The following is a 25,934-nucleotide window of genomic DNA, read 5'->3' as shown; positions in this document are numbered from 1 at the left end:
GCCCCAGCCGCCACCATGCCACCCGCCGGCGCCGCCGCGCCATCCGCCGCCGCCGCCGTGCCATCCGCCGCCATGCCAGCCCTGCGCCGCAGCCGGCGTCGAAACGGTCGCGACCGGCAGCGCCAGCGCCAGAGAGGAAACGGCCACCATCGCGCCAGTCCTCAATCTGCTGATCATCGAAATCTCCTCATTTGCGGCTCGAAACGCCGCCTTCCGCCCAAATATGAGAGCCCGATACTGAACCCGTAATGAATGAATGCAGGCGGGAATGGTTCAAATGACCGAGAACGCGATGCATTCGTCCATTCCGTCGAGCCGATCAGGGCTCGCGGAGGTGAGATTTGCAAAAAGACGCTTATCTCAGGCGCAGACCGGCTAACGCCGGCGTTTTGGAGCGCGCCGTGACCGATCCCGATCTGGAATTGCCGCCGCGCTTCCTGTCCTGGTTCGTCGCCCGAGGCTGGGCGCCGCGTCGGCACCAGCTCGAGCTTCTCGGCCTTGCCGGCGTCGCCGACTCCTTGCTCATCGCGCCGACCGGCGCCGGCAAAACCCTCGCCGGATTTCTCCCGACCCTGATCGAGCTTGACCGGCAAAAGAAGAGGCAGGGCCTGCACACGCTCTATATCTCGCCGTTGAAGGCCCTCGCGGTTGACGTTCATCGCAATCTTGAAATCCCGATCGCAGAGATGGGCCTCGCCGTCAGGGTTGAAACGCGCACGGGCGACACATCGGCGGCGCGGCGCCAGCGCCAACGGCGTGATCCGCCGGATATTCTGATTACGACGCCGGAGCAGCTTGCCTTGCTTCTCGCCGGACCCGACTCGCAGACCCTCTTTTCGAGCCTTCGCCGCGTCATCTTTGACGAGCTCCACGCCATCGCCGCCTCAAAGCGCGGCGATCTGCTTTGCCTCGGCCTTTCACGCCTGAGACGCATCGCTCCCGGGCTGACGGCGACCGGCCTGTCGGCGACGGTGCGCGACCCGGCCGAGTTGCAGCGCTGGCTGACGGCGCAGACGACGCGGAATTCGAGCGCCGCTTTGGTCGTCGCCGACCGGGGCGCTGCGCCAGACCTCTCCATTCTCGACACAGCGGAGCATCTGCCCTGGGCCGGGCACAGCGCGCGCCACGCGCTCGGCGAAATCTACGCGGCGATCAAGGGCGCGAAGCTGACGCTGGTGTTCGTCAATACGCGCGCGCAGGCGGAGTATATTTTTCAGGAGCTCTGGCGGCGCAATGAAGATGGGCTGCCAATCGCCCTACATCACGGCTCGCTCGATGTCGCGCAACGCCGCAAGGTCGAGGAGGCAATGGCGTCGTGCAGGCTGAAGGCCGTTGTCTGCACGTCGACGCTCGATCTCGGCGTCGACTGGGGCGACGTCGATCTCGTCATCAATGTCGGGGCGCCGAAGGGCGCAAGCCGCCTCGCCCAGCGCATCGGCCGGGCCAATCACAGGCTGGATGAACCCTCCCGCGCGATCCTCGTGCCGGCCAACCGGTTTGAAGTGCTGGAGTGCCGCGCCGCCGTCGACGCCGCAAACGAAGGCGCGCAGGATACGGCGTTGGCGCGCTCCGGCGCGCTCGATGTTCTATGCCAGCATATTCTCGGCATGGCCTGCGCCGGCCCCTTCGACGCAGGCGAGTTGTTTGCGGAAATACGCTCGGCGGAGCCCTATGCGCGGCTATTGCCGGAACAGTTCGACGCCGCCCTCAACTTCGTCGCTACGGGCGGCTATGCGCTGAAAAGCTACGACCGTTTCGCCAAAATCAAACAGACCGCGGATGGACGCTGGCGCATCGCCAACGGGCGCGTCGCCCAGAGCTACCGCCTCAATGTCGGAACCATCGTCGAGGCGGACCTCCTGAAGGTGCGGCTTGTTCCGGGCGGCGCGAAGCCTTCGGCGAGCTACACCGGGCCGTTGCGGCGGACCGGGCGCGTCCTTGGCGAGATCGAGGAATATTTTATCGAGATGCTGGCGCCGCAGGACACTTTTCTGTTCGGCGGCGAGATCCTGCGGCTTCAGGGCGTCGTCGAGAATGAGGCGATCGTCTCGCGCGCCAATGCCGACGCGCCGAAAATTCCTTCCTACGCCGGCGGCAAATTTCCGCTCTCGACCTATCTCGCCATGCGCGTCAGGCGCATTCTTGCTGAGGAGTCCTCGTGGGGGGCGCTGCCGGGGCAGGTGGCGGGCTGGCTCGATCTGCAGCGCCGGCGCTCGGCCCTGCCGCCGGCCGACCAGCTACTCGTTGAAACCTTTCCGCGCGGCGGGCGCTATTATCTCGCGCTCTATCCGTTCGAGGGGCGTCTCGCCCACACGACGCTCGGCATGCTGCTGACGCGCCGGATGGAGCGCGCCGGACTGAAGCCGCTCGGATTCGTCGCCAATGACTACGCGCTTTGCGTCTGGTCGCTGACCGACGTCGGCGCGCTATTCGAGACGGGCGCCATGCGGCTCGCGGATTTCTTGAGCCAGGACATGCTCGGCGACGATCTCGAAGAATGGCTGGAAGAATCGGCCCTGATGAAGCGGACCTTCCGCAACTGCGCAATTGTCTCGGGGCTGATTGAACGAAATGTTCTCGACCGGCGCAAGACGGGGCGGCAGGTCAAGATTTCAACCGACCTCATCTACAATGTGCTGCGTCGCTTCGAGCCGGGCCATATCCTGCTCGAGGCGGCGAAGGCCGACGCTGCGACGGGGCTGCTCGACCTCGAACGGCTGGCCGGGCTGCTGGCGCGCGCGCAGGGGCGGACCATCCACAAGGCGTTGCCGCGCGTCTCGCCGCTGGCAGTTCCGATCCTTCTCGAGATTGGACGCGAAACCGTCTATGGCGAGGCGCAGGACGAAACGCTTGCGCAGGCGGCGAAAGCCCTTGTGGACGAAGTGCTCGCGGATAGCGCGCCGGGGCGGCCCGAGCTTGCCAATGTGTCCAGATTGGGAAATGGTCGACCAAAGCCAGCAACCGAGCCGCGCCTGCGCGAAAGCGCAAGCCCAAAAGGAACGCCCCCGGACAATGCGGGACGCCGCGCGAAAAAGCCCTCAACGAGCCGCCGCGCTTCCGGTCCTCGACGCTGAGTTTTTGGCCGATCCTTCGGGCGCTTTGTTCTGGCCGTCCGAAAACCTGCTCGTCGTCGCCGACCTGCATCTTGAAAAGGGCTCCGCTTTTGCGGTGCGCGGCGTCTTTCTGCCGCCCTATGACACCGCCGCGACGCTGGCCGCCCTCGGCAATCTGATCGGTCTCTACCAGCCGCGCCGCGTCGTCGCTCTTGGCGATTCATTCCACGATGGCGGCGCGGGCGAGCGCCTCGATTCCGGCGACCGCCGCACTCTTGCGACGCTGCAGCGCGGCCGCGACTGGATCTGGATCGCCGGCAATCACGATCCGGCGCCGCCCGCTGGCCTCGCAGGCGAGGCGCGGGGCGAACTCGCGATCGGATCGATCCTTTTTCGCCACGAGCCGTCTGCAGCGCGCGGGCGCGGCGAAATCGCTGGTCATCTGCACCCCGCGGCCAAACTCTCAGGCCGCGGCGGCAGCGTACGAGGCCGCAGCTTTGTCAGCGACGGCTCGCGCTGTGTCCTGCCGGCCTTCGGCGCCTTCGCGGGAGGGCTCAATGTGCGAGACGCGGCCTTCGACGCGCTGTTCGATGGTGAAGCAGGAAAGCCAGTGCTCGCCCATGTCATTGGCCGCAGCGCCGTCTATGCCGTGCCGCATCGGCTCTGCCTGCCGGACTGAGCCAGAACCGGATCAGTTACGCGCGGCGCGGCTTGAGGTGAGGCTCAACTCATTCGCCAGCGGATCGAGCGTCTGCGGCCTGAAGGAAAGAACGGCCGCCTTGGCGGCGTCGAGGTCTTCGCGCGACAGCTTTGCGGCGATATCGGCGCGCTTGCGGTCGGCCTCCGCGTCGCCGCTTGCCGCCGCGACCGAGAACCAGACATAGGCGCGGCCGCCGTCGGGCGCTGTTCCCATACCGCGCGCCAGAAGAACCGCGAGATTGAACTGGCTGTCGCGGACGCCGAATTTCGCGGCCTGCTCGAACCAGGCGGCGGCTGTTGTATAGTCGGGCGCGGCGCCGGCGCCCTGCGCGGCAAGAACGCCGAGGTTGTGCATTGCGCGCACATTGCCCTGCGCCGCCGCCGCTTCATAGAGCGCCTTGGCGCGGCCAAGATCGCGGCTGACGCCGGCGCCCTTTTCGATCATCGTCGCCAGCCTGTACTGCGCGAGCGCGAGGCCGCTGCCGGCGGCCTTCGCATAATAGTCCGCAGCGAGGGTGAGATCCTGTACGCCCGTCCGTCCGTCGGCATAGCGCGCGCCAAGTTCGAATAGCGCCGCGCCGTCGCCTGCCGCGGCGCGGGCGCGCAGATCGTCAAGCGGCGTCCCGGCGAGCCGCGCCAGATTGGCTGGCGCCAAGGCCAGCGGCGCGCCGGATTTCAAGAGCGAGGCAGGCGAGAGGGAGGATGAGAAAACGCCGCCCGGCGCCGTCGCCGGTTCAGCTCTCGCGATGACGCCTTCAAACAGAATGGGTTCGCTCCCGGCGATCACCCTCGTCAGGGGCGTCGCGGATTGGTCCGCGCCGCCCGGCGCGGCCCCGGCGTGGATCGCGCCCGCCTGTCCGGCATTGAGCGCCGCCGGATCGAACAGGCTGAGATCGGCAGGCTTCGGGTCCTGAGGTTTCGCTGGAGCGCTCGCGCCGAGCTGCTTGGGGCTGGCCTTGGCGTCCTGCGGCGCGGCAGGACGAGCGGCTTCGGCTTCGGCTTGGGCGGCGCCCGGCGCCACAGCCGCTTTCGCGGCGTTGTGGTTTGTCCCGGCTTCGCCCGCCGGCTTCAAAAGGGCCGCTGGCCGCACGGGTTTGAGGGCGCCGGTTTGCGCCAGGGCGATGACGCCGAAGGCGAGGCAAGCAGCGGCGAGCCCAGCCACGAGCGAAGCGCGATGGGTCGCAAAGAAACCCTGCTTCGGCGCCGGCGCGCGATCGGGCGGCGGGCCGGCCGGCATTTCCGCTTGCCGATCATGCGGCGCCCACGATTTTGTCGCCGCGAGCAAAGGCGAACGAACCCCGCTGGGGTCCCCGGCAGTTTGGCCGATGACGGCGGCGAGATGGTCCGGCGGCGCGCCAATGCGCTCTCGAAGACCGGCCCCCGGCTCGATCAGAATATCGTCCCCTGCCGCATCGGAGCGGCTTTCGCTGTCGGCTGCGTGAACCGCCAGGATTTCAGCTGGCGCCAAAGCCACGGGCGCCGTCAGGCGCGCCGGCTCTTCCGTAGACGCGTCGCGGGCAGGGCGAGCTTCGCCGATATCGGCCTCGATGCGGGCGAGCCGATTGGCGATCTGGCCGACGGCCTCTTGCACCGCGTTGAGCGCGAGATGAACGCGCCGGTCCGCTTCTTCGCGCGCCGCGGCGCCCGGATCAAGGGGGCGGTCCTTGCCCTCGGCGCTCCGGCCGAGCTGTTCTGAGAGCCGGGCGATGGTTTGCTCAAGATGGCCGATCGAGGCGAAGCCGAGATCGGCCGTCTCGAGCCGGCGCGTGATCGCCGCGATCTTCTGCTCGAGGGCGTCCGTCGCCAGATCGCCGGGGACCTGCTCGCGCGCCGCGTCCAATTTCAAGGATAGAGATTGCAGCCCGGTCTCGACTTTCTCGTCGAGTTGACGCTGCGCCGACTCGATCTGGCGCGTCAGGGCGCGAAGCTGCGGCGCGAGCGTCTCGATCGCGGCCGCAACCGGTCCCGCCGCCCCTTCAACGTCTATCCCTGCGCGGGACGCCTCCCGCTCAAAACGCTGATCGCGCAGCCGTTCAGTCAGAGCCTGCAGGCCGCTGATTTCGCCTTCGGAATCGGCTGACTCCCGTGGCGCGTCGAGCGCTTGCGCCGGAGCGCCTGTCCCGGAGCGCGTTCCGCGGCCGGATGGATCGTCCCCATCCGGCCGGAGGTCCCCGGACGACCTGAGGCGCGCCTCGATATCCTCAAGCGCGAGCCGCAGGGAAGGGTCGAGAGCGGCCGCGGCGCCGGCGCGGATGAGGCGCTCGAGTTCGTCGAGCCGGGCCGTCAATTCGGATCTTGCGCGAGTCCTTGCATTTTGCGCTCTGTGGGCGGGGGCTCCGCCCCGGCGGCCCGTGTCCTCAGCCTCGGTTTCGGCGGAAAACATTTGCTGGGCGTCGCCGCGGGGGAGGCCGCGCGCCGCCTCGTTCAGCAGGGCCGCCATGGCGGCGAGACCATCCGTCAGATCAACCGGCGCGCTCTTGTCGGCTCCGTGCGCGGCGATCTTCGTCATCGCGCGACGGAGCCAGCTTTCCAGCGACGCCGCCGCCTCATCGGCGCCATCAGAAGCGGCGCGCCGAGGCGACGCGTTTTCCGCTTTGCTATCGCTTTCGTTCGACCGCATCGCCGATGCTCGCCCGAAGCCAGTTTGTGAATCTTGAACAGACAATAGCCGCGCCCCCGCGCCGCAAACATTCAAAGCTCAAAAGATCAAAGGCGCAAGCGCGCGAGGTTCGGCGCTCGCCCTCGATGGTGTAAGTTCGAGGTGAACAAAGAGTTAAGCCCCAACTCTGCGGCTTCAGCCTGACGTCAGCTTGGCGCGTGATCATGGCGCCCGTCGAATGAATGATTGTGTCTGGGAATTATGCAATCGCAGATTGTCGACACGAGCGGATTTTGACTTCCCGCGGCTCGGCTAAGATATTTCGGAGGCTTCAATGCACACGCATCTGGAACGGGACCCACGCGGTCGCGCGAATATCGCGATCGGGGAGGATCACCGCGCAGCTTCGTCCGGCGAGCGGTTTTCGCAGTCTTCCGCACCGGCTCCGGCGAGCACGATCCGCGAAATGGCGCGCGATTTCGGAGTCAGCATCCGCGCCTTGCGCTTCTACGAAGACCGCGGCCTGCTGAGGCCGAAGCGGGAAGGCGCGATGCGCTTTTACGAGGAGCGCGAAAGGCGCAATCTCAAGATGATCCTCAAAAGCAAGCAGCTCGGATTTACGCTCGCTGAGATCAGCGCCATGCTGGCCTCGCAGAGTGAATTGCTGGAGGCGGCGGAGCTGGAAATGGCGCTCCCGCCTGAGCAGATCATCGCCCAGATAGGGTTCCTCGAACGCCAGCGCCAGGAGCTCGACGCGGCGATCATGGAGCTGCGCAAAGCGCATTGCCGTCTTGTCGAGACCAAGTTCCTTGGGGCTATTGCGTGAGGCCGAAGCGGACGAGAATGGCTGGCCCGGCGCGAGGCCCGCAGCGAGCGAACGCCAATCGGCTGCGCTGCGGGGTCCGTTCTGGGATCGCTCCTGCGCTAAAGCATCTTCATGGTGCGGAGACGTCGATGCAATGAAGCGCCGGAGTTAGGACGCCTCGGCGATGAAGGCCTTTGCTCAAGGCCTTGGTCCGAAAAGCGACAAGCGATCCCACGAGCGTACCAAATAAGACGTTTCCGATCGGCTAAGCAATGACCCCTGCCGATGCCGAGGAAATCGAGATGTCCTGCGCCCAATTCGGGGATGAGGCTGTGCGGGCCCCTCGTCGATTGTCAACGGCGCCGGCTGGAGCGACGATCGCCGCATCTTGTTGCAGACCGGCTTATTGGCGCAGATGTTGCTTTGCTTGGCTCGTTCACAGGATTGTCATTCCCAGCGGTCCAAAATGTCAGAAAAAGTCATCAGCCTTCGCGGCGATATCATCCCGCCGCCTTCGGAGCCCAATCCCACCGTTGTCGAGGAGTTGGAGCGTCTGCTGGAAGCCGCCAGATCCGGCGAAATCCGCGGTTTTGCCGGAGCCTATGTCCACAGGGACAAGGTCGTCTCCTATTCCTACGCCGGCTCGGTCGGCAGCTACGCCATGCTTGGCGGCGTCGACTGTCTCAAGGAACGGCTTATACGCATCGCCATGGACCGGGATTGAGCAGCTTCTTTGGATCTTGAGCTGACATGAAAAAGGGGCGCCGCAGCGGCGCCCCTTTTTGTTGATTTTCGTGAAAGCAGCGTCCGCTTAATCCACGGCAGCCTGCTGCTCCGCCTTTTCCTTGGCTTCGAGATCTTCGCCCGTCTCTTGATCGACATAGCGCATCGACAGGCGCACCTTGCCGCGATCATCGAAGCCAAGCAGCTTCACCTTGACCTTTTCGCCCTCTTTGACGACGTCCGAGGATTTCGCAACGCGTCCCTTGGCGAGCTGCGAAATATGCACGAGGCCGTCTTTCGATCCGAAGAAGTTCACGAACGCGCCGAAATCGACGACCTTGACGACCGTGCCTTCGTAGATCTGGCCGACCTCCGGATCATTGGCGATCGACTTGATCCAGGCGATCGCCGCCTTGATCGAATTTCCGTCCGATGACGCGACTTTTACCGTGCCGTCGTCCTCGATATTGATCTTGGCGCCGGTCTTTTCGACGATTTCACGAATGACCTTGCCGCCGGTTCCGATGACTTCGCGAATCTTGTCGGTCGGGATTTTCAGGGTTTCGATCCGCGGCGCGAACTCGCCGAGTTCGGCGCGGGCGCCCGTCAGCGCCTTCGACATTTCACCGAGAATATGCAGACGGCCGCCCTTTGCCTGATCGAGCGCGACCTTCATGATTTCTTCGGTGATGCCGGCGACCTTGATATCCATCTGCAGCGAGGTGACGCCCTCTTCCGTGCCGGCGACCTTAAAGTCCATGTCGCCGAGATGATCCTCATCGCCAAGAATATCGGACAGAACGGCGAATCGCTCGCCCTCAAGGATGAGGCCCATGGCGATGCCCGCGGTCGGCCGCTTCAGCGGCACGCCAGCGTCCATCAGCGCCAGCGAGGAGCCGCATACCGTCGCCATCGAGGAGGAGCCGTTCGACTCCGTGATCTCGGAGACGACGCGGATCGTATAGGGGAACTCGGCCGCGGTCGGCAGCATCGGCCGGACCGCGCGCCACGCAAGCTTGCCATGGCCGATCTCGCGACGGCCGGGCGAGCCCATTCGGCCGGTTTCGCCGACGGAATAGGGAGGAAAATTATAGTGCAGCAGGAAGCGCTCCTTGTAGGTGCCTTCCAGGCTGTCGACATATTGCTCGTCTTCGCCGGTGCCGAGCGTCGCAACCACGAGCGCCTGCGTCTCGCCGCGGGTGAACAGCGCCGACCCATGGGCGCGCGGCAGAATGCCGACTTCGGCGACGATCGGACGTACGGTTTTGAGGTCGCGTCCATCGATGCGAACGCCAAGATCGAGAATATTCCAGCGGACGACCTTGGCCTGAAGATCGTGGAACGCCTCGGCGACTTTCTCCTTGGAGAAACGCGGCTCGGCGTCTTCCGGGAACAGGGCCAGCGTGACCTTCGCCTTCACGGCGTCGACGGCCTTGTAACGCTCCTGCTTGGCGGTGATCTTGTAGGCTTCGCGCAGTTCGCCTTCGGCAATGTCGCGCACGGCCGCCTCGACGTCGGCTTTGTCGGCGACGGCGAGATCGCGCGGCTCCTTTGCCGCCTTTTCAGCGAGGCGGATGATCGCGTCGATCACCGGCTGGAAACCGCGATGGCCGGTCATGACCGCCTCGAGCATCAGTGTCTCGGACAATTCCTTCGCTTCCGATTCGACCATCAGGACGGCGTCGCCCGTGCCGGCGACGACGAGGTCGAGCGCGGATTCCTTCAGCTCGTCGACGGTCGGATTCAGTTTCAGCGCGCCGTTGATGTAGCCGACGCGCGCGCCGCCAACGGGGCCCATGAAGGGTATGCCGGAAATCGTCAGCGCCGCCGACGTCGCGACGAGAGCGAGGATATCGGGATCGTTCTCGAGATCATGTGACAGCACGGTCACGACGACCTGTGTGTCGTTGCGATACCCTTCCGGAAACAGCGGCCGGATCGGGCGGTCGATCAGGCGTGAGACGAGCGTCTCCTTTTCGGACGGACGGCCCTCGCGCTTGAAATAACCCCCGGGGATGCGCCCGGCGGCGAACGTTTTTTCCTGATAATTGACGGTGAGCGGGAAGAAATCGATTCCCGGCTTCGGCGTCCGCGCCGAGACGACCGTGGCGAGGACGGTCGTTTCGCCATAGGTGGCGAGCACGGCGCCATCGGCCTGGCGGGCGATCCGGCCAGTTTCGAGGGTGAGCTTTCGGCCGGCCCAGTCTAGTTCTTCGCGATGGATTTCAAACATATATTCGTCTTTCTTGAGATGAAAGGCGAAGACATGCCAAAGCAAGATGGCAAGAGGCTGTCGGGGGGCGTCGAAAGCCCGTGACAGCGCCTGGCGATCCTGCCGTGGCGCGTTGCTTCGCCGGAAGACCGACGGCCCCATGCCGCCGCGTCCTTTAGAGAGGCCTGCGCTTCTGACGCGCTCGCCTCGCATTTTGAAGCGGGCGCTTTTCCGATCGGAATTTAAAGCGCGCGCTTAAGTCTCTCATTTGCATTATGATTCTGCCGTTGGCAGATCATCTGCGGGCGCGAGGGACTCTTGCGAGCCGCACGCCGGAGTTTTGCCGAGATTGTCCCGCGAAAGTTATGATCTTGCCCGCCGGCTTACGCAATGGCGCAAATTCTGTGGCGTGGCGTTGAACTGCCACGCTGCAGCCACGCGGACTGTCGCTTAGACGGGATGGGCCCGGCCTCAACCAGATCAAACCATCGCCTGAGCATTCAAGCCGGAGTCGGCCCGAAAGATCGGCTGGCATTTCGCCGCCCTTAGGCTAGCGCCGAATACCGAGGCGCTCGATCAAGGATTTGTAGCGGGGCTCGTCGCGATTCTTGACATAGTCAAGTAACTGACGGCGCTGCGAGACCATCTTCAACAGACCTCGCCGCGAATGGTTGTCCTTGACATGGGTTTTGAAATGTTCGGTCAGATTGACGATCCGTTCGGTCAGGATCGCGACCTGCACCTCAGGCGAACCCGTATCGCCGGATTTCTGGGCATATTCCTTGACAAGCGTCTGCTTGCGCTCTGGCGTAATCGACATCGGCAACCTTTCCGTAGCAATCGCGCGAACGCGTGGCGCGCTCGGCGGGTTTTGTCCAAAGCACAGCCGTGCCGGGATGTCGTCCAGCACGGTGGGGCTTGTGGCGCGCGCGAGGATCGCGCAGCGCCCTTATACAGGAAAGCGCGTTCAGGGGAAGCGTCGATCTCGCGCTCGCGCCGGCTCCGGGCAGACACGGCAAATTATCGTCAAATGGAGCGGTCTACCGAACAGCTTGTTCATCGCATTTCTTCACGCCTTCTTTGAGTCCGCCGCATAAGATGAAGCATAGACGCCGATTGCGATCGGATCGATTGAGTCCGATCGGCAAGAAGGGCGGGAAGCTTTTGCATTTGGCGCAATTTACCGCAAAGCGCTCTGGCGGGGCCGAAGGAGACCTGTTTCATGTTCGCGATCGGCACCGCGTTGTTGAGATCCGCAAATGAATTTTTCAACTCCGCGCAGCAATTGGCGACGGCCGAGAGCCAGAGATTTATTCTTCTCTTTGGTTGCTGCGCGATCGCCTTGCTGGTGGGATTTCAAATGCTGCGCAAGCTGCTGGGGACCCTGCCGCCCGACGTCGATTTTTGTCCGGGCGACGGGCCGGTGACGGAAGCGGAGCGAAAGGGCGTCACCGCTGTAAGCCGCGAGGCGATCGAGGCGATGCTGCGCGGCGCCAAAGTGGAGGATGAGGATTTTGCGGCGCGCCGCGAGGCCGCCATTGACACCTTGGCGCGGCTGCGGACGCGGTTGACGCAATCTTGCCCCGAGGCGTTGAGGCTTGTCGATCGCGGCGATTTCCGCGCCGCCGCCTCTGCATTGCGCAAAAGCCGCGAGGCCAGCCAGGAAAGCCCAGAGATCTATGCCGAAGCCGCGGCGCTCGACCAGGTCAATCTCGATTATCGTGGCGCTGCCGAGAATTTTGGAGCCGCCGCGACGCTTGTGGCGCGCTTTTGCGAGGATGCGGCCTCGGGTGAGGAGGAATGGCGGCTGCGCATGGAGCAGGCGCGCGCTCTGGTCGGCGACGCCACTTATAATGGAAATGACGAGAGCCTCTCGATGGCGATTGAGACCTACGACCATGCCTTGAGCCTCGTGCCTCGGCAACGGGCGCCGCACGCCTGGGCCGCGACGCAGGTTCATCGCGGCGACGCCTTGCTCGCCTCAGGCGCCAGCGCCGCCGAAATCAGCAAGGTCGAGGAGGCGGTTGATTCATATCGTGCCGCGCTTGAGGAATGGACCGCTGGCTCATCGCCTTGCGAATGGGCGCGCACGCAGCACAATCTCGGCGACGCGCTGCAACGTCTCGCCGATCTGGAAAGCGGGGTCGAACGTCTGCAGCCGGCCGAAGACGCCTATCGGGCGGCGCTGAGAGAGTGGACCCGGGATAGCGCGCCCGATCTTTGGGCTATGGCGCAAGGCTCTCTCGGCGACGTGCTCGCCAAGACCGGCGCATGGACCGGCGACAGCGGGAAGTTGCGCGAGGCTATCGCCGCCTATCAGGCCGCGCTCGCCGGACTTCGGCCCGAGATCGCGCCGCGAATGGGCGCAGCGGCAAAACAGCCTTGGCCTGGCGCTGGAAGCGCTGGCGGAGCAGGAAGATCAGCAGGAGAATTATGGCAGCGGCCCGCGCATACTGGCGATCGATGCGTTCCAGAGCGCGCTTGACTACGAATCGGCGGAGCTTGAGCCTTGCCGATTCGCTGCAACCAGCGCCAGCCTTGGCGATTCGCTGCTGGCGCTCGGCGAGCACGAGCATCCGCAAAATCCGCAATATGGGGAGGAATTGCTAACCCGCGCCGCCGGCGCATACCGCGGCGCGCTCGTCGTTCGAAGCGCGCTGGCGCCGATCGATGTTGCAAAGCTCGAGATCAACCTTGCTTACGCGCTTGGATTGTTATGGCGCTGCGGCAGCGGCGAAGGCCTTTTGGACGAAGCCCTCGGGCTGATCGATGAAGCGATTGCCCTGATCGGCGAGACGGGCGAGGAGCGCCAGCATCTCCGCGACGCAGAGCAGGCGCGCGCGAGCATCCTCGAAGCGCGGGCGCGGAGGACGGCTGCTTAGCGCTGCTTGAGTTCGGGCATTTGTGACCCAGTCGTGACGACCGATCGAGCTCGCAAGACCAGTCCCGCGCAGGCGCATGGAAGAGGCGGCGGAATGAAGGCCGCCGCCTGTCTCCGACTTGAATTATTGGATGAGATTCAGAAGTTTCTGGCCGGCGGGGGTCGCAAATTCCGCTGCGTCCAGCGTGCCGTCCTTGTCCGGGTCAGCCTTCTTGAAGGCCGCCTCGATCTCGGCCGCATATTCTTTCGCATCGACGGTGCCGTCCTTGTCGGGATCGGCGGCGGCGAAGTCATGCACGGCGGTCGAAGCTTCCTTGGCGTCGAGCGTGCCGTCCTTGTCCGGATCAAGCGACAAAAATTTCTTGTGACCCGCCGCCTGCGCTTCAGCCAAGCTGACCGTCCCGTCATTGTCGGGATCAAGCGCTTTCAGATTCGCCGTGGCAGAGAAAGCCGGAAAGGCGAATGCCCCAACGCAAAGAGCCAGAAGGGAAGCGGCTGCGGTATTTTTGAACGACATAAAGATCACCTATGCACTTTTCTACGACAGCGTAACTATAACACATTGGAATCTAGGAGTGAATCCCTAAAATACAGAAAATTTATGGGAAAAAATCCCGCTTATGAAGTGAACTTTTCTATATCGCGAGGGTGCGGACGGCGTCGATCAGACGTAAATGTCTGCGTTCGGCTCGGTGGATCGGTTTTCACGCGAAAATTCGATTTATCGGCGCGAGATAGCGATGCTCCGATATTCGCCCCAGCCCTTGGCCCGCAGCTGGCAGGCCGGGCATTGCCCGCAGCCATAGCCCCAGTCATGCCGCTGCCCGCGTTCGCCGAGATAGCAGGTGTGCGTCTCTTCGAGAATGATTGCGATCAGCGCGTTGCCGCCGAGCCGCTCGGCAAGACGCCAAGTCTCCGCCTTGTCGAGCCACATCAAGGGGGTTTCAATGTTGAAACGCGAATCCATGCCGAGATTCAGCGCCAGCTGCATCGCCTTGACGCTATCGTCGCGACAGTCGGGATAGCCTGAAAAATCGGTCTCGCACATGCCGCCGATAATCTGCGTCAAGCCGCGGCGGTGGGCGACGGCGCCAGCGAAGGTGAGGAAGACGAGGTTGCGGCCGGGCACGAAAGTATTCGGCAGGCCATTGGCGTTGAAGGCGATCTCGACGTCGTGGGTCATCGCCGTCGTCGCAATTTCGGCGAGCGCGCCAATCCGCACGAGATGATCCTCGCCGAGTTTGTCTCTCCAGGCCGGAAAATCGCGCAGCAGCGCGTCGCGGATCTTGCCGCGTTGATCGAGTTCGATCCGGTGCCGCTGATTGTAGTCGAAGCCGATCGTCTCGACGTAGTCGTAACGGTCGAGCGCATAGGCGAGGCAGGTCGTCGAATCCTGCCCGCCGGAAAAGAGCGTCAGAGCGCCGCGGCGGGCGGGCCTATCCGGCATTCCAGAAGACTTCCTCTCCGACCCAGGCCGTCAGCAGAAGATTGGCGATCGCGACCTTTGAGGGGCAGGTCAGCCCGTCGGGGTGCGATCCGCTCAACATCTGGCGGACTTCGTCGCGGGAAAACCAGCGCGCGTGCTCGAGTTCCTGGTCCGTCGGCGACAGATCGCGGCTGAGCGCCTGCGCAAGGCAGCCGATCATCAGCGAACTCGGAAACGGCCAGGGCTGCGAGGCAAGATAATCGACCCGGCCGACGCTGATTCCCGCCTCCTCGGCGACTTCGCGACGCACGGCGTGCTCGATCGTTTCCCCGGTCTCCATGAAGCCGGCGAGACAGGAATACATTTTTGGCGCGAAATTGGCCTGCCGCCCGAGAAGGCACTCGTCCCCGTCGACGACCAGCATGATGACGGCGGGATCTGTGCGCGGGAAATGCTGCGCGCCACAGGAATCGCAGCCGCGCCGCCACCCGCCGGCGCGAGGATGAGTCGGCGCGCCGCAGTTCGAGCAGAAACGATGCCGCGCATGCCAGGACAACAAGCTCTTGGCTTCTCCCAGCGGCCCAACCACATCGGCCGGCAAAAGCCCCTGCGTCGCAATCAGGCGAATATCGAGAAAGGCGATGTTGGTCGCAACAGGAAGGTCTTCCTCCCGTTCGATGAGGCTCGCAAAAAGCGCCGACTGCTTGTCGAAGCCAAGAAACGCCGTTTCGCGGATCGCGCCGAGGGCGGCCGCCTCGCTGAGGGTAAAGAAGGGATCGAAGCCGGATTCGCCACGCTTGACCACCGGCATTTCGCCGGCGAGCACGAGCGTGCGCGCCGTCGCGGAATCCTGCAGGCTGCGAAGGAATTCGACATCGTGACGGCGTATCGACATGCGGTCGAGCGAATTGACCGAAAAGCCCGCCGCCGCAGAGCGATCAGCCGGATCGGGAGGAGGGGGCGCGCTGCCGTGCATCGAATGTCCTGAAACTGCGAGAGGCCTTGACCCGGAGAGGCCAGCGTGAGGCCAGGGCCTAACGGCGGCGAATTTAAGCCCTTCCCGCGTTTCTACCAAATGAGGCGACAATGCGTCTTTGGCGGAAAGCTTGGCCCCTTGGCAAAAAGGTTGCGAAATCGGCCGCGCCAGTCCAAATAGGGCTTGGGAGGTTGGCGGTGGACGCACCACTCGCCAACCGGGTCAGGTCCGGAAGGAAGCAGCCCTAACGAGACCGGGCGGGTCTCTGTCCAGCCTCCCACCGATCAGCCGCAGCGTTCACGGCGGCGCGGCCAAGGCCGGTTCTCCATCGGGGTCATCGATGCAGGACGATCGCGAGGACGGTCGAAACGAAGTTTCGGATGGCCAGGGCGCCGGCTTGTTCGCCGCGGCGCCAGCTGCCGCCGCGGCGGCGGCGCCCTATCGCGTTCTCGCGCGCAAATACCGGCCGTCGCGCTTCGAGGATCTGATCGGTCAGGAGGCGATGGTCCGGACGCTGTCGAACGCCTTCGATCTTGGCCGCATCCATCAAGCCTATATTCTCACCGGCGTGCGGGGCGTCGGCAAGACGACGACGGCGCGGATTCTCGCGCGCGCCTTCAATTATGAGCTTCCCGCGGGCAATGGGCGTCCGGCGACGAGCGGGCCGACCATCCGCATGGATGAATTCGGCGTCCATTGTCAGGCGATCATGGAATCGCGCCATGTCGACGTCATCGAAATGGACGCCGCCTCGCATACCGGCATCGACGACGTGCGCGAGATCATCGAAGGCGCCCGCTACAAGCCGGTCATGGCGCGCTTCAAGGTCTATATCATCGACGAAGTGCATATGCTGTCGCGGCAGGCCTTTAACGGGTTGTTGAAGACGCTCGAAGAGCCGCCGGACCATGTGAAATTCCTGTTCGCGACGACCGAGATCGAGAAAGTGCCAGTGACGGTGCGCTCGCGCTGCCAGCGTTTCGATCTGCGTCGAATAGACGCCGGCGAGCTTGCGACCTTTCTTGCGACGATCTGCGCCAGGGAAAATGCCGCGATCGAGGACGAGGCGCTGGCCCTGATCGCCCGCGCCGCGGAAGGCTCCGTTCGCGACGCTCTATCGCTCCTCGATCAGGCGATCGCGCATGGGCCGTCAGCCGATCAGGGGGAGGCCGAAGGGATTACCGCCAAAGCGCTGCGCGCAATGCTCGGCCTTGCCGACCGCGGCCGCATCATCGATCTCTTTGACGCGCTGGTGCGCGGCCGAATCGCCGAGGCGCTGACGGGGCTGAAGGACCTTTACGACGGCGGCGCAGACCCCTCCGCGATTATGGTTGAACTCGCTGAATTCACGCATCTCGTCACGCGGCTGAAGCTCGCGCCGGAGGCGCGCGAGGACGCCTCCGTCACGCCCGAGGAGCGCAAGCGCGGCGCGGAGTTCGCTGCAGGCCTCTCGATGGCCGTTCTGACAAGGACCTGGCAATTGCTGACGAAGGGCCTGCAGGAGGTCAAGGATTCGCCGCGTCCGCTTGCCGCCGCCGATATGGTGCTGGTGCGCCTTGCCTATGCCGCCGACCTGCCGACGCCCGATGAAGCGCTCCGAAAGCTGGCGGCGCTGACCGGGGATTTTTCGACCAAGGCAGGGAGCAGCGCCGCGGCTCCCGATTCAGGTGATCCGGGCCACCGCGCGCAAAAGCTTCGCGCGGCCCCGTCCGTCATGATCTCGATGGGCGCGGCGGCCTCCGCTGCGGCGCCGGCGCCGTCGCCGGCCCCGGCGGAGCCATCGGCGAGGCTTGAAAGTTTTGCCGATATCGTCGCGCTCGCCGCCAAGCATCGCGACATCCAGTTGAAGCTGGCGCTTGAACGCGATGTGCGGCTGGTGCGTTTCCAGGACGGCGCCATCGAATTTGCGCCGGGCCCGCACGCCTCGCCGCAACTTGCGCATCTGATGATGCGAAAATTGCAGGAATGGACGGGACGCCGCTGGCTCGTTGCAGTTTCGAGGGAGGCGGGGAGCCCAAGCCTGAAGGACGAAGCCGACGCTAAGGCCGAGGCGGCGATGGAGGGGGTGCGGGCGGATCCGCTGGTGCGCCGGGCGCTTGAGCTTTTTCCGGGCGCTGAGATCGTCGCGGTGCGGACGTCTCAGGAGCCGGAGCAACCCGCCGCCATCAACGACTCAGGCGAAGGCGATATCGGCTTTGCTGATGATTTTTATTCCGAGGTCGATTTATAGGGTTCGGATCGGCGGATCTTGCGCCCTGCGGCCAAGGATGAAGCAAGAATGAGGACGGAACATGCGCGACATGCTGGGTTTGATGAAACAGGCGCAGGCCATGCAGGAGAAAATCCAGCAGATGCAGGCGGAAATCGAGCGGCTCGAAGTCGAAGGCCAGTCGGGCGGCGGCATGGTTCGCGTCACGCTCAGCGCCAAGGGGCAGCTGCGCAATCTCGCCATCGACGATCAGCTGATGAAGGCGGACGAAAAGCAGATTCTTGAAGACCTCATCATCACTGCCCACGAGGACGCGCGCAAAAAGGCCGAGCGTCTGATGGAGGAGAAGATGCAGGGCGTGACGGCGGGCCTCGCGCTGCCGCCGGGCATGAAGCTGCCATTCTAGAGTGTGATACCGAAAAGTCGTCGGCTTTTCGGATCGACATCATGCTTCAAATATTCAGAATCAGTGACGTTTCATGATTTTGGATCAGGTCCAAAATCATCCTTGATCTAATGGCGGAAACTTGATGGGCGATCGCGTTTGCGGTCCCGAGATCGAACGTCTCATCCAGCTGCTGGCGCGGCTGCCGGGTCTTGGTCCGCGTTCGGCGCGGCGCGCGGCGCTGCATCTCATCCGCAAGCGTGAGGAATTGTTCGGCCCGCTCGCGGAGGCGATGCGCGTCGCAAGAGACACAATCGTATCCTGTTCGATCTGCGGCAATGTCGATAGCTGCGATCCCTGCACGATCTGCCGCGACGAGCGCCGCGATCCCTCGACGCTGATCGTCGTCGAGACCGTGGGCGATCTCTGGGCGCTGGAGCGCTCCGGCGCCGTCAAGGCGCGTTATCATGTGCTCGGCGGCGTCCTGTCGCCGCTCGACGGCGTCGGCCCGAAGGATCTCAACATTTCAAGCCTGATCGAGCGCGTCGCCGCCGGCGGTATTTCGGAAGTGATTCTGGCGGTCAACGCCACCGTCGACGGGCAGACGACGGCGCATTATGTAACGGACCTCATCTCTCATCTTGGCGTCCGGACGACGCGGCTCGCGCATGGCGTTCCGGTCGGCGGCGAACTCGACTATCTCGACGAAGGCACGCTGGCGGCGGCGCTCCGCGCGCGGACGGATTTTTAGGATTCCAGCTTCGCGGCCGCCCCAGCCTTCGGTGGGCTTTGGTTGATCATCCAGAGGGCGCAGCCGATCAGAACGCCGCCCGCTCCTTGAGCCGCCGACAAGGTCGAGCCGAGCAAAGCGGCCGAAAGAATTACCGTGAACAAAGGCGCGAGAAAAAGATAGCCGCTGGAGCGCGTCGCCCCGCCCTTGGTCAAGGCCAGAAACCACAGGCCGAACGAGGCCGTCGATCCAGGGATCGCGAGCCAAAGGAACCAACCCCAGGCGGACAGCGGCAGATGCGCCGGCCAGGTTTCGCCGCGCGCGAAAGCCACGATCAGCAAGGCCAGCGCGCCAATCAGCATCTGCCAGAACGTCAAGGCCCAGGTTTCGATCGGCAGGCGCGCTCTCTTGTTGAGGAGCGTCGAGGCGGTCCAGGATAAAGCCGCGCCGAGCCCCAGCAATTCGCCGCCGATCGCGCCCTCGCGCAGGCTGAAGCCGCCGCCAAGCGCGAGCGCGACGCCGCAGACGCCAAGTGCAAGGCCGGTCAGGCGCAGGCCTGACAGGCGTTCCCCGAGCGCGGCATGGCCAATGAGTGCGACCCATAAGGGATTGGTGAAGAGAAGGATCGCGGCGGTCGGAGGCGCGATCGACTCCATCGCCCAGAACAGAAGGCCCATCGCCATCGCCGTCTGCAGCACGCCGATGGCGGCGACGGTGAGCCAGTCGGAAACATCCAGTCGGCGCGGCGCCAGCGCGGCGCGAAAATCATCCGTCGTGAGATAGAGAACCAGCGCCGCCGCCAATGCGGCGAGGACGAAGCGCCAGCCGACCAGCAGAAAAGCGGGGACGTCATACGCCAGCAGAATCTTGCCGGCAATGAAGCTTGAGGCCATCAGGAAGGTGGCGGCGACGAGAATCGCATAATACAGAGCGATGCCTTGAGAATCGCCTGACTTTCGCAAAGTCATCCATAAACTCCTGCGGGCCGGTTTGCGTTTATAGTCGATGCGCGCCGATCCCGGCGTTGTCGTCCTGTAACAGACCGTGTGCTATCGACGAGGGAGGCGCACCGCGGCGTGCGACGATGCGCCTGAAGCGACAACGCCCGAACATTCCGTCGGACGGCGCGTTACGAGATTTGAAACGGGGCCGATCACAGGCCTCGGCCATCAAAAACGGCGAATCGGGGAGGAAACATGGGCAATCCTTTCGTGCATGTGGAACTGACGACGACCGACATCGGCAAGGCGAAGTCCTTTTACAAGGATTTGTTCGCCTGGGAGCTGACCGACCAGCAAATGTCGCCGGAGATGACTTACACCATGATCAATGTGGGCGAAGGCACGGGAGGCGGCATGTTTCAGGCGCCAATCCCTGGCATGCCCTCAGCATGGATGCCTTACGTGCTCGTCGATGATGTCGTCGCCATGACCGAGAAGGCAAAATCGCTCGGCGCCAAGGTGTGTCACGAGGTGACCGAGGTCGGTGATTTTGGCGTGTTGTCGATCATCTCCGATCCGACCGGCGCGACGATCGGATTCTGGCAGCCCAAGATGAAATAGCGTCCTATTCGGCCGCTTTGAGTTTATCGCCGGCGGCCGCGTCTGCGAAATCCATTTCGTCGATGCGCTCGCCAGTCCGCGCGATCCTGTCCGCCGACGCGATCAGCTGTCCGACGTCCTGCTGCGCATTCTGGAAATGGGCGTCGAGTTTGACGGCGCGCGCGCGAAGACGCGCAACATCGTCGACCAGGCGCCGCACCTCGGCCTGGATGACATGGGTCTGTTCGCGCACCCGCGCGTCGCGCACCAGAGCCTGCGTCAGCTGCATCGCCATCATCAAAAGCGAGGGGGAAACAATGATGATCCGGCTGCGATGGGCTTTTTGAACGATATCGTCAAAATACTCGTTGATGTCGGCGTACAAGGATTCCGAGGGAACGAACATCAACGCGATATCCTGCGTCTCCTCGGGCAGAAAGTAACGCTCGGAGATGTCGCGGATATGTTTGCCAAGGTCTCCGCGCGCCCGCGCCGCGGCCTGTTTTTTCGCCTCGAAACTCTTGGCGTCCTTATGCGCCGTGAAAGCTTCGAGCGGAAATTTGGCGTCGATCACCATCAACCGCGGATCGCCGGGCATGCGAATGACGCAGTCGGGGCGCATCCTGTTCGAGAGCGTGTGCTGAAAGGCATAGGCGGAGGAGGGCAGGGCGTCGCTGATGATCGCCTCCATGCGGCCTTGTCCGAAAGCGCCGCGCGCCTGCTTGTTTGCGAGTATGTCCTTGAGACCGACCATTTCCTGCGACAATCCCGTCAGGCGCGTCTGCGCGGCGTCGATCACGGCCAGCCGCTCGTTGAGCTTTGCGAGCTGCTCGCCGGCGCTGCGGCCGGAGGCCTCGACGCCCGCGCCGACCCGCTCGCCAACGGCGTCGAGCCTCGCCGCGACGAAGCGCGCGAGGTCGCTCTGGCGCGATCCGAACGAATCGGCGACGGCGCGCATGCGGCCGGACAATTCGGCGTTCTGCCGGGCAATCGCGCTAAGGGCCTGCTCCATCTCATATTGGCGCTCGGCGGCGGCCGAGGCCGCGAGGCTGTTGCGGCGCGCCGACTGCGCCAGGCTGATTGCGAAAACAAGGATCAACACAAGCGCCGCGCCGACCCCGGCGAGCATGAGCTGCGAAGCTGTAACAGGCGCGCCATTGAGCCATTCGACAAGGCGGTCCATGAAGGATCTTGATTCGATTCCGGCCACGATACGGATGCGGAGCGGCCAAGCGTGAACGAACATAGAACATCAGCCCGGCGCAACGCAAGGGCGACGGTTAGTGCCAGAGGCAAAGACGTTTCGACCGGCGCTCGGCAGGCGGGACCGCCGACAGAGAAACACTAAAGAAAGACCCTTGCGCAATGCGCTTCATCTTCCACCTGTTCTACGACGCGGCCAATAAATTCCTGCTGGACGACGGTTGGGCGATCTCCAGCCATATCGCGCTGTCTATTCTGACCTCGATGTTTCCATTTCTGATTTTCGTGACCGCGCTCGCTGGATTTCTCGGCTCCGCCGACCTTTCCCAGGAAGCCGTGCAGATCCTGTTTCAGACCTGGCCTGAACAGGTGGCGAAGCCGCTTGCGAGCGAAGTGCACAACGTGCTGACCCAGACACGCGGCGGCCTTGTGACCCTCGGCGGCGTGCTCTCGATCTATTTCTCCTCGAGCGGCGTCGAGGCGCTGCGGATCGCCCTCAACCGGGCTTACGGCGTCGCTGAAAACCGGCCCTGGTATGTGCTGCGCCTCGAATCGATCGGCTATGTGCTGATCGGCGCGGTCGCTCTGCTGACGCTCACCTTGTCGGTTGTCTTCGCGCCGCTGATCTGGACCATCGCGCTGCGCTTTGCGCCGCATCTTGAGCCGCTCGACAGGCTGGTCACCTTCAGCCGCTTCGGCATCGCGACGCTGGTCCTGCTGCTGGCCCTCGTTATCGTGCATAAATTTCTGCCGGCGGGTAGGCGCACGCTGCGGCAGATCCTGCCGGGCATTGTCTTCACCTTCGCGCTCTGGGTTGCCGGTGGCGCGATTTTCGGCTCCTATCTCGCCGAATTCGCCCGCAACTATGTCACGACCTACGCCGGACTCGCCTCGGTCATGATCGCCCTCGTTTTCCTCTATATGATCTCGTCGATCTTCATTGCGGGCGGAGAACTCAATGCGGCGCTGCTGCGCGCGCGGGCGACTGCGGACAAGGAAAAGAAGCCGGGCGCCGTTTCGACGCCCTGAGGTCTTTACGGCGCGCTTGAAAGAGCGACGACGCCGATGCGGGCGTCGGCGGGGGCGGCGAGCGAAATCAGCTGCAGGATCTGCCCCGCGGCGCGATTATGGCTCAGCTCCTTCAGGCCGCGCTCAAACTCCGTTAGCGGTTGCGTGGCGGAGACGGCGACGATGAGGTCGGTTCCGAACGGCTCGCGGATTTGGAACGTCCAGGCGAAAGCGGCGTCGTTGATCACACGCGGGTCGGCGGCGATCGGGTAGAGCGCCTGCACGGCGCCGTTCCCGTTTACAGCGAAGAGGACGAGAGAACGGCCGCGCATGTCCTCAAGCTGAACCTCGACCTTGTCGCCCTTGCGCCGGACCGTGGTCGCGCCGGAGAGGCGGATCGGCTGCGGCCGCGTCGCCATGAGCTTGGCGAGACTCTCGGCCAACGCCGTGCGGTCGATTACCGCCGGTAGGTCGTTTTCATCGATGTCGTAAGCGACGACCTCGCCTTTCGATCGCGCCTGATGCGCGCCGGGGTCGAAGATTAGGTCAGGACCTGCCGACGAGGCCACCACCTCGAACGGCGCGGCGTAAGGGGCAAGACCCGCAACAAGCCGTGCGTCTCCCCCTTCGACGGCGACGCGGACAGTTCCGAGTTTGGGCGCTTTCGCGGCGGCCGGAGCGTCCGGACGGGCGTCGCGGAAGCTCGTGATCGGCGCCATCTCGTCGCCCGGCGCGAGCAGCCGCACGCCGCCTTGCGCGGGCAGGGCCAAGGTCAGCGCCGCGACGACAGCGAAGCGGCGCAGGGCCGACGCCGAAATCCGGCAGCAGCTCAGCTTGCAGCCGGTCAGCCTCGACGCCCGACGCATGCGCGTTCCATTTCAAGGCGGTCAGGCGCGCCCATCTGCCGCAACCTCGGCCAATAGCCTGGCGAAACCGCGATCCGGGCGCAGAGCGCGGGCCGCGCGTCTTCGGCGCGGACGCGATCTTTCTTGAACGAAATCGCATCCTGAAACAAGGAAGAACCGGCAGAGGGCGTTTGCGACCAGGACGGGGCGCGGCGTTGATCTTGCGTGCAGAAACTGGAACAAGGAAAGGGGCGCATTCCGCGCCGCGACATGCAAACCCTCGGGGACATTACTGATGGCGTCAGCCTGTACTGAAGGGCTCGATACCGGCTTCGTTGCGCTTGGCTACGCCAAGGTCGCCGTGCTTGGCGTCGTTCAAGGCATTACCGAACTTCTGCCGATCTCCTCAACGGCCCATATGCGGATCGTGCCCGCTTTTTTGGGCTGGCAGGATCCCGGGTCGGCTTTTTCCGCAGCCATGCAGATGGCCGCGCTGGCGGCGGTGATCACTTATTTCTGGAGCGATGTGCGCGGCCTCGTCTTTGGTTCGATCGAGGCGGCGCTTCGCCGCGATTTTCAGGACTGGAACTTCCGCTTCGCCGTCTGGATCGTGCTGGCGACGATCCCGATCATTATCGCCGGCGTGCTGCTCGCGCCCATTCTCAACGCCTGCGGGTCGCCCCTGCGGACGCTGACGGTGATCGGCATGTCCTGCATCGTGATGTCGCTGCTGATGGGTCTTGCCGAGCTCTATTCGCGGCCGAAGCGGACAATGGAGAACGCCACTTTGAAAGACGCCATGATCGTTGGCGTCGCGCAGGTCGGCGCGCTCATTCCCGGCGTGTCACGGTCCGGATCGACGCTGACTGCGGGCCTGTTCCGGGATTTCAGGCGCGAAGAGGCAGCTAGGTTTTCGTTCCTCTTGGGCCTGCCCGCGATCGCAGCGGCGGGCCTGCATGAATTCTGGGTGCTGCACAAGGTCGGGCTCGACAGCCACGGCTGGTCCATCCTGCTCTTCGGTCTGGTGATCGCCTCCATTTCGGCCTTCGCCGCGATCTGGGGCCTGCTTCGCATTCTGGAGCGGTTTTCGGCGTGGCCGTTCGTCGTCTATCGCGGATTGATGGGCGTGTTTCTCCTCGTCGCGGTGCTGCTCGGCTGGCTGCCGAACTGACGCCGCAGCCAGCCCTCAAGCGCCCGCGCTCAATCTCGCACGCGCGGCCCAAGCATGAGTTCGGGGCGAACGAGGGCGTCGTAGGCTTCGGCGTCGACGAGGCCCGAAGCCAGCGCCTCGTCCCGGAGCGTCGACCCTTTGGCGTGCGCCGATTTTGCGATGCGGGAGGCGGCGTCATAGCCGATCTTCGGCGCGAGGGCGGTGACGAGCATCAAGGATTGCTGCATCAGCGCCGCGATGCGCTCTTCATTCGGCTTCAGTCCTTCGACGCAATGGGCGCGGAAACTGTCGCAGGCATCGCCGAGCAGGCGGATGCTTTCAAGGCAGGCGCTGGCGATCACCGGCTTATAAACATTCAGCTCGAAGTGACCCTGCGAGCCGGCGAAGGCGATCGTCGTCTCATTGCCGAACACGCGGGCGCAGACCATGGTCAGCGCCTCGACCTGAGTCGGGTTGACCTTGCCCGGCATGATCGACGAGCCGGGCTCGTTCTCGGGCAATCTTAGTTCGCCGAGGCCCGATCGCGGACCGCTGCCGGCGAGGCGAATATCGCTCGCGATCTTGTAGAGGCCGGCGGCGATCGAACTCAACGCGCCATGGGCGAAGACGAGCGCGTCATGGCTCGCGAGCGCCTCGAATTTATTGGGAGCCGTGACAAAGGGCAGCACCGTATGATGCGCGATCCTTGCCGCGATCGTCTCGGCGAAACCCTCCGCCGCGTTGAGGCCGGTGCCGACGGCGGTGCCGCCCTGCGCCAGCCGGTAGAGCCCCGGCAGCACGGCGGCGAGCCGCTCGGTCCCATATCGGACCTGCGCCGCGTAAGCCGAGAACTCCTGGCCAAGCGTGATCGGCGTCGCATCCTGAAGATGGGTGCGCCCGGTTTTCACGATCGCCGCGAAAGCGTCAGCCTTTTCGCCGAGAGCGCGCTCTAGCCTTTGCATAGACGGCGCGAGGCTGCGCTCGATCTGCAGGACGGCTGCGATGTGCATCGCCGTCGGAAAACAATCATTCGAGGATTGGCCGAGATTGACGTGATCGTTGGGATGTACGGGGTCTTTCGACCCGCGTGCGCCGCCGAGCATCTCATTGGCGCGGTTCGCGATCACCTCATTGACGTTCATGTTGGTTTGCGTGCCCGATCCCGTCTGCCAGACGGACAGGGGAAATTCGGCGTCGAGCGCGCCGCTTTCGACCTCGCCGGCCGCCGCGACGATCGCCTCGCTGATTTTTGGGTCAAGCAGTCCCAACGCGCGATTGACCTCGGCGGCGGCGCGCTTGACCAGCGCCAGCGCATGAATGATCGCAATCGGCATGATGTCGTCGCCGATGGCGAACAGCTTGCGGGAGCGCTCGGTTTGCGCGCCCCAATAGCGCTCGGCCGGAACCTCGATCGGCCCAAAGCTGTCGCTTTCGATCCGCGTCTTGAGATCGGTCATCGCTGCTGCTTTTCAGACCGCGTTTGCCTCAC

General features: G+C 64.1%; 22 protein-coding genes and 1 other RNA gene. 13 read left to right on the top strand and 10 right to left on the bottom strand.

Going from position 1 to position 25,934, the window contains the following annotated elements:
• Positions 1–401: 401 nt before the first annotated feature.
• Positions 402–3,074, top strand: coding sequence for a ligase-associated DNA damage response DEXH box helicase (locus CR492_RS06510; RefSeq protein ID WP_102842945.1), 2,673 nt, complete (start codon positions 402–404; stop codon positions 3,072–3,074).
• Positions 3,013–3,732: a ligase-associated DNA damage response endonuclease PdeM gene (gene pdeM, locus CR492_RS06505; RefSeq protein WP_102842909.1), complete on the top strand. Its 720-nt coding sequence runs from the start codon at positions 3,013–3,015 to the stop codon at positions 3,730–3,732. The genes CR492_RS06510 and pdeM overlap by 62 nt, the downstream gene beginning before the upstream one ends.
• A 12-nt stretch (positions 3,733–3,744) precedes the next feature.
• On the opposite strand, the gene CR492_RS06500 is transcribed toward pdeM, so the two are convergent.
• Entirely contained in the window at positions 3,745–6,261 is a 2,517-nt protein-coding gene (locus tag CR492_RS06500) for a tetratricopeptide repeat protein (RefSeq protein WP_146030188.1), read from the bottom strand.
• A gap of 424 nt (positions 6,262–6,685) precedes the next feature.
• On the opposite strand from CR492_RS06500, the gene CR492_RS06495 reads away from it, so the two are divergent.
• Both CR492_RS06495 and CR492_RS06490 read left to right on the top strand, forming a co-directional pair.
• Positions 6,686–7,177, top strand: a complete 492-nt coding sequence (locus CR492_RS06495; protein WP_102842907.1) for a MerR family transcriptional regulator — start codon at positions 6,686–6,688, stop codon at positions 7,175–7,177.
• 445 nt (positions 7,178–7,622) lie between these two features.
• Positions 7,623–7,880, top strand: a complete 258-nt coding sequence (locus CR492_RS06490; RefSeq protein WP_102842906.1) for an LptE family protein — start codon at positions 7,623–7,625, stop codon at positions 7,878–7,880.
• A gap of 87 nt (positions 7,881–7,967) precedes the next feature.
• Here the strand turns inward: CR492_RS06490 and pnp are convergent, their stop codons facing one another.
• Both pnp and rpsO read right to left on the bottom strand, forming a co-directional pair.
• Complete coding sequence (gene pnp, locus CR492_RS06485; protein WP_102842944.1) at positions 7,968–10,112, bottom strand: polyribonucleotide nucleotidyltransferase; 2,145 nt, start codon at positions 10,110–10,112, stop codon at positions 7,968–7,970.
• A gap of 529 nt (positions 10,113–10,641) precedes the next feature.
• Positions 10,642–10,911 carry a 30S ribosomal protein S15 gene (gene rpsO, locus CR492_RS06480; protein ID WP_012589318.1) on the bottom strand — a complete coding sequence of 90 codons (270 nt, stop codon included), beginning with the start codon at positions 10,909–10,911 and terminating at the stop codon, positions 10,642–10,644.
• A 402-nt stretch (positions 10,912–11,313) separates the two neighbouring features.
• Here rpsO and CR492_RS06475 point away from each other — a divergent pair, with 402 nt between their 5' ends.
• Both CR492_RS06475 and CR492_RS06470 read left to right on the top strand, forming a co-directional pair.
• Positions 11,314–12,576 carry a hypothetical protein gene (locus CR492_RS06475; RefSeq protein ID WP_102842905.1) on the top strand — a complete coding sequence of 421 codons (1,263 nt, stop codon included), beginning with the start codon at positions 11,314–11,316 and terminating at the stop codon, positions 12,574–12,576.
• Between the two features lie 118 nt (positions 12,577–12,694).
• On the top strand, positions 12,695–12,973 hold the full coding sequence (locus CR492_RS06470) for a hypothetical protein (protein ID WP_102842904.1): 279 nt from the start codon (positions 12,695–12,697) through the stop codon (positions 12,971–12,973).
• A gap of 123 nt (positions 12,974–13,096) precedes the next feature.
• On the opposite strand, the gene CR492_RS06465 is transcribed toward CR492_RS06470, so the two are convergent.
• The 3 genes from CR492_RS06465 to nudC all read right to left on the bottom strand — a co-directional run bounded on the left by CR492_RS06465 (position 13,097) and on the right by nudC (position 15,374).
• The gene (locus tag CR492_RS06465) at positions 13,097–13,489 is read right to left on the bottom strand and encodes an EF-hand domain-containing protein (RefSeq protein WP_102842903.1); all 393 of its coding nucleotides are present in this window, start codon (positions 13,487–13,489) and stop codon (positions 13,097–13,099) included.
• Between the two features lie 204 nt (positions 13,490–13,693).
• Positions 13,694–14,419 carry a 7-cyano-7-deazaguanine synthase QueC gene (queC, locus tag CR492_RS06460; protein WP_102842902.1) on the bottom strand — a complete coding sequence of 242 codons (726 nt, stop codon included), beginning with the start codon at positions 14,417–14,419 and terminating at the stop codon, positions 13,694–13,696.
• Positions 14,409–15,374 (bottom strand): NAD(+) diphosphatase, encoded by a 966-nt coding sequence (nudC, locus tag CR492_RS06455; RefSeq protein WP_102842901.1) that lies wholly within the window; start codon positions 15,372–15,374, stop codon positions 14,409–14,411. The genes queC and nudC overlap by 11 nt, the downstream gene beginning before the upstream one ends.
• A 185-nt stretch (positions 15,375–15,559) precedes the next feature.
• Between nudC and ffs the strand changes: the two genes are divergently transcribed.
• From ffs to recR, 4 genes are all read left to right on the top strand, one after another.
• Positions 15,560–15,656, top strand: an RNA gene (ffs, locus tag CR492_RS06450) — signal recognition particle sRNA small type.
• A 58-nt stretch (positions 15,657–15,714) separates the two neighbouring features.
• Complete coding sequence (locus CR492_RS06445) at positions 15,715–17,604, top strand: DNA polymerase III subunit gamma/tau (RefSeq protein WP_102842900.1); 1,890 nt, start codon at positions 15,715–15,717, stop codon at positions 17,602–17,604.
• Positions 17,605–17,665: 61 nt separating this feature from the next.
• Complete coding sequence (locus CR492_RS06440; RefSeq protein WP_102842899.1) at positions 17,666–17,989, top strand: YbaB/EbfC family nucleoid-associated protein; 324 nt, start codon at positions 17,666–17,668, stop codon at positions 17,987–17,989.
• Positions 17,990–18,113: 124 nt separating this feature from the next.
• Positions 18,114–18,719: a recombination mediator RecR gene (gene recR, locus CR492_RS06435; RefSeq protein ID WP_102842898.1), complete on the top strand. Its 606-nt coding sequence runs from the start codon at positions 18,114–18,116 to the stop codon at positions 18,717–18,719.
• Here the strand turns inward: recR and CR492_RS06430 are convergent.
• A complete protein-coding gene (locus tag CR492_RS06430) occupies positions 18,716–19,666 on the bottom strand; it encodes a DMT family transporter (RefSeq protein ID WP_102842897.1) in 951 nt (316 codons plus the stop codon). The two genes, recR and CR492_RS06430, sit on opposite strands and share 4 nt — an antisense overlap.
• 228 nt (positions 19,667–19,894) lie before the next feature.
• Here CR492_RS06430 and CR492_RS06425 point away from each other — a divergent pair, with 228 nt between their 5' ends.
• Complete coding sequence (locus CR492_RS06425; protein ID WP_102842896.1) at positions 19,895–20,260, top strand: VOC family protein; 366 nt, start codon at positions 19,895–19,897, stop codon at positions 20,258–20,260.
• Between the two features lie 4 nt (positions 20,261–20,264).
• Here the strand turns inward: CR492_RS06425 and CR492_RS06420 are convergent, their stop codons facing one another.
• Positions 20,265–21,422: a DNA recombination protein RmuC gene (locus CR492_RS06420; protein WP_102842943.1), complete on the bottom strand. Its 1,158-nt coding sequence runs from the start codon at positions 21,420–21,422 to the stop codon at positions 20,265–20,267.
• A 182-nt stretch (positions 21,423–21,604) separates the two neighbouring features.
• Between CR492_RS06420 and CR492_RS06415 the strand changes: the two genes are divergently transcribed.
• Positions 21,605–22,471: a YihY/virulence factor BrkB family protein gene (locus CR492_RS06415; RefSeq protein ID WP_102842895.1), complete on the top strand. Its 867-nt coding sequence runs from the start codon at positions 21,605–21,607 to the stop codon at positions 22,469–22,471.
• Positions 22,472–22,476: 5 nt separating this feature from the next.
• On the opposite strand, the gene CR492_RS06410 is transcribed toward CR492_RS06415, so the two are convergent.
• Positions 22,477–23,316 (bottom strand): hypothetical protein, encoded by an 840-nt coding sequence (locus CR492_RS06410; protein WP_102842894.1) that lies wholly within the window; start codon positions 23,314–23,316, stop codon positions 22,477–22,479.
• 274 nt (positions 23,317–23,590) lie between these two features.
• Here CR492_RS06410 and CR492_RS06405 point away from each other — a divergent pair, with 274 nt between their 5' ends.
• Positions 23,591–24,466, top strand: a complete 876-nt coding sequence (locus CR492_RS06405; RefSeq protein WP_102842893.1) for an undecaprenyl-diphosphate phosphatase — start codon at positions 23,591–23,593, stop codon at positions 24,464–24,466.
• A gap of 29 nt (positions 24,467–24,495) precedes the next feature.
• On the opposite strand, the gene fumC is transcribed toward CR492_RS06405, so the two are convergent.
• Complete coding sequence (gene fumC, locus CR492_RS06400; RefSeq protein WP_102842892.1) at positions 24,496–25,902, bottom strand: class II fumarate hydratase; 1,407 nt, start codon at positions 25,900–25,902, stop codon at positions 24,496–24,498.
• Positions 25,903–25,934 lie beyond the last annotated feature (32 nt).

It is taken from the genome of Methylocella silvestris (assembly GCF_002891535.1).
GTDB classification, from domain to species: domain Bacteria; phylum Pseudomonadota; class Alphaproteobacteria; order Rhizobiales; family Beijerinckiaceae; genus Methylocapsa; species Methylocapsa silvestris_A.
The sequence above is the reverse complement of the archived record's forward strand: the minus strand, read 5'-3'. Positions and strand labels throughout refer to the sequence as shown.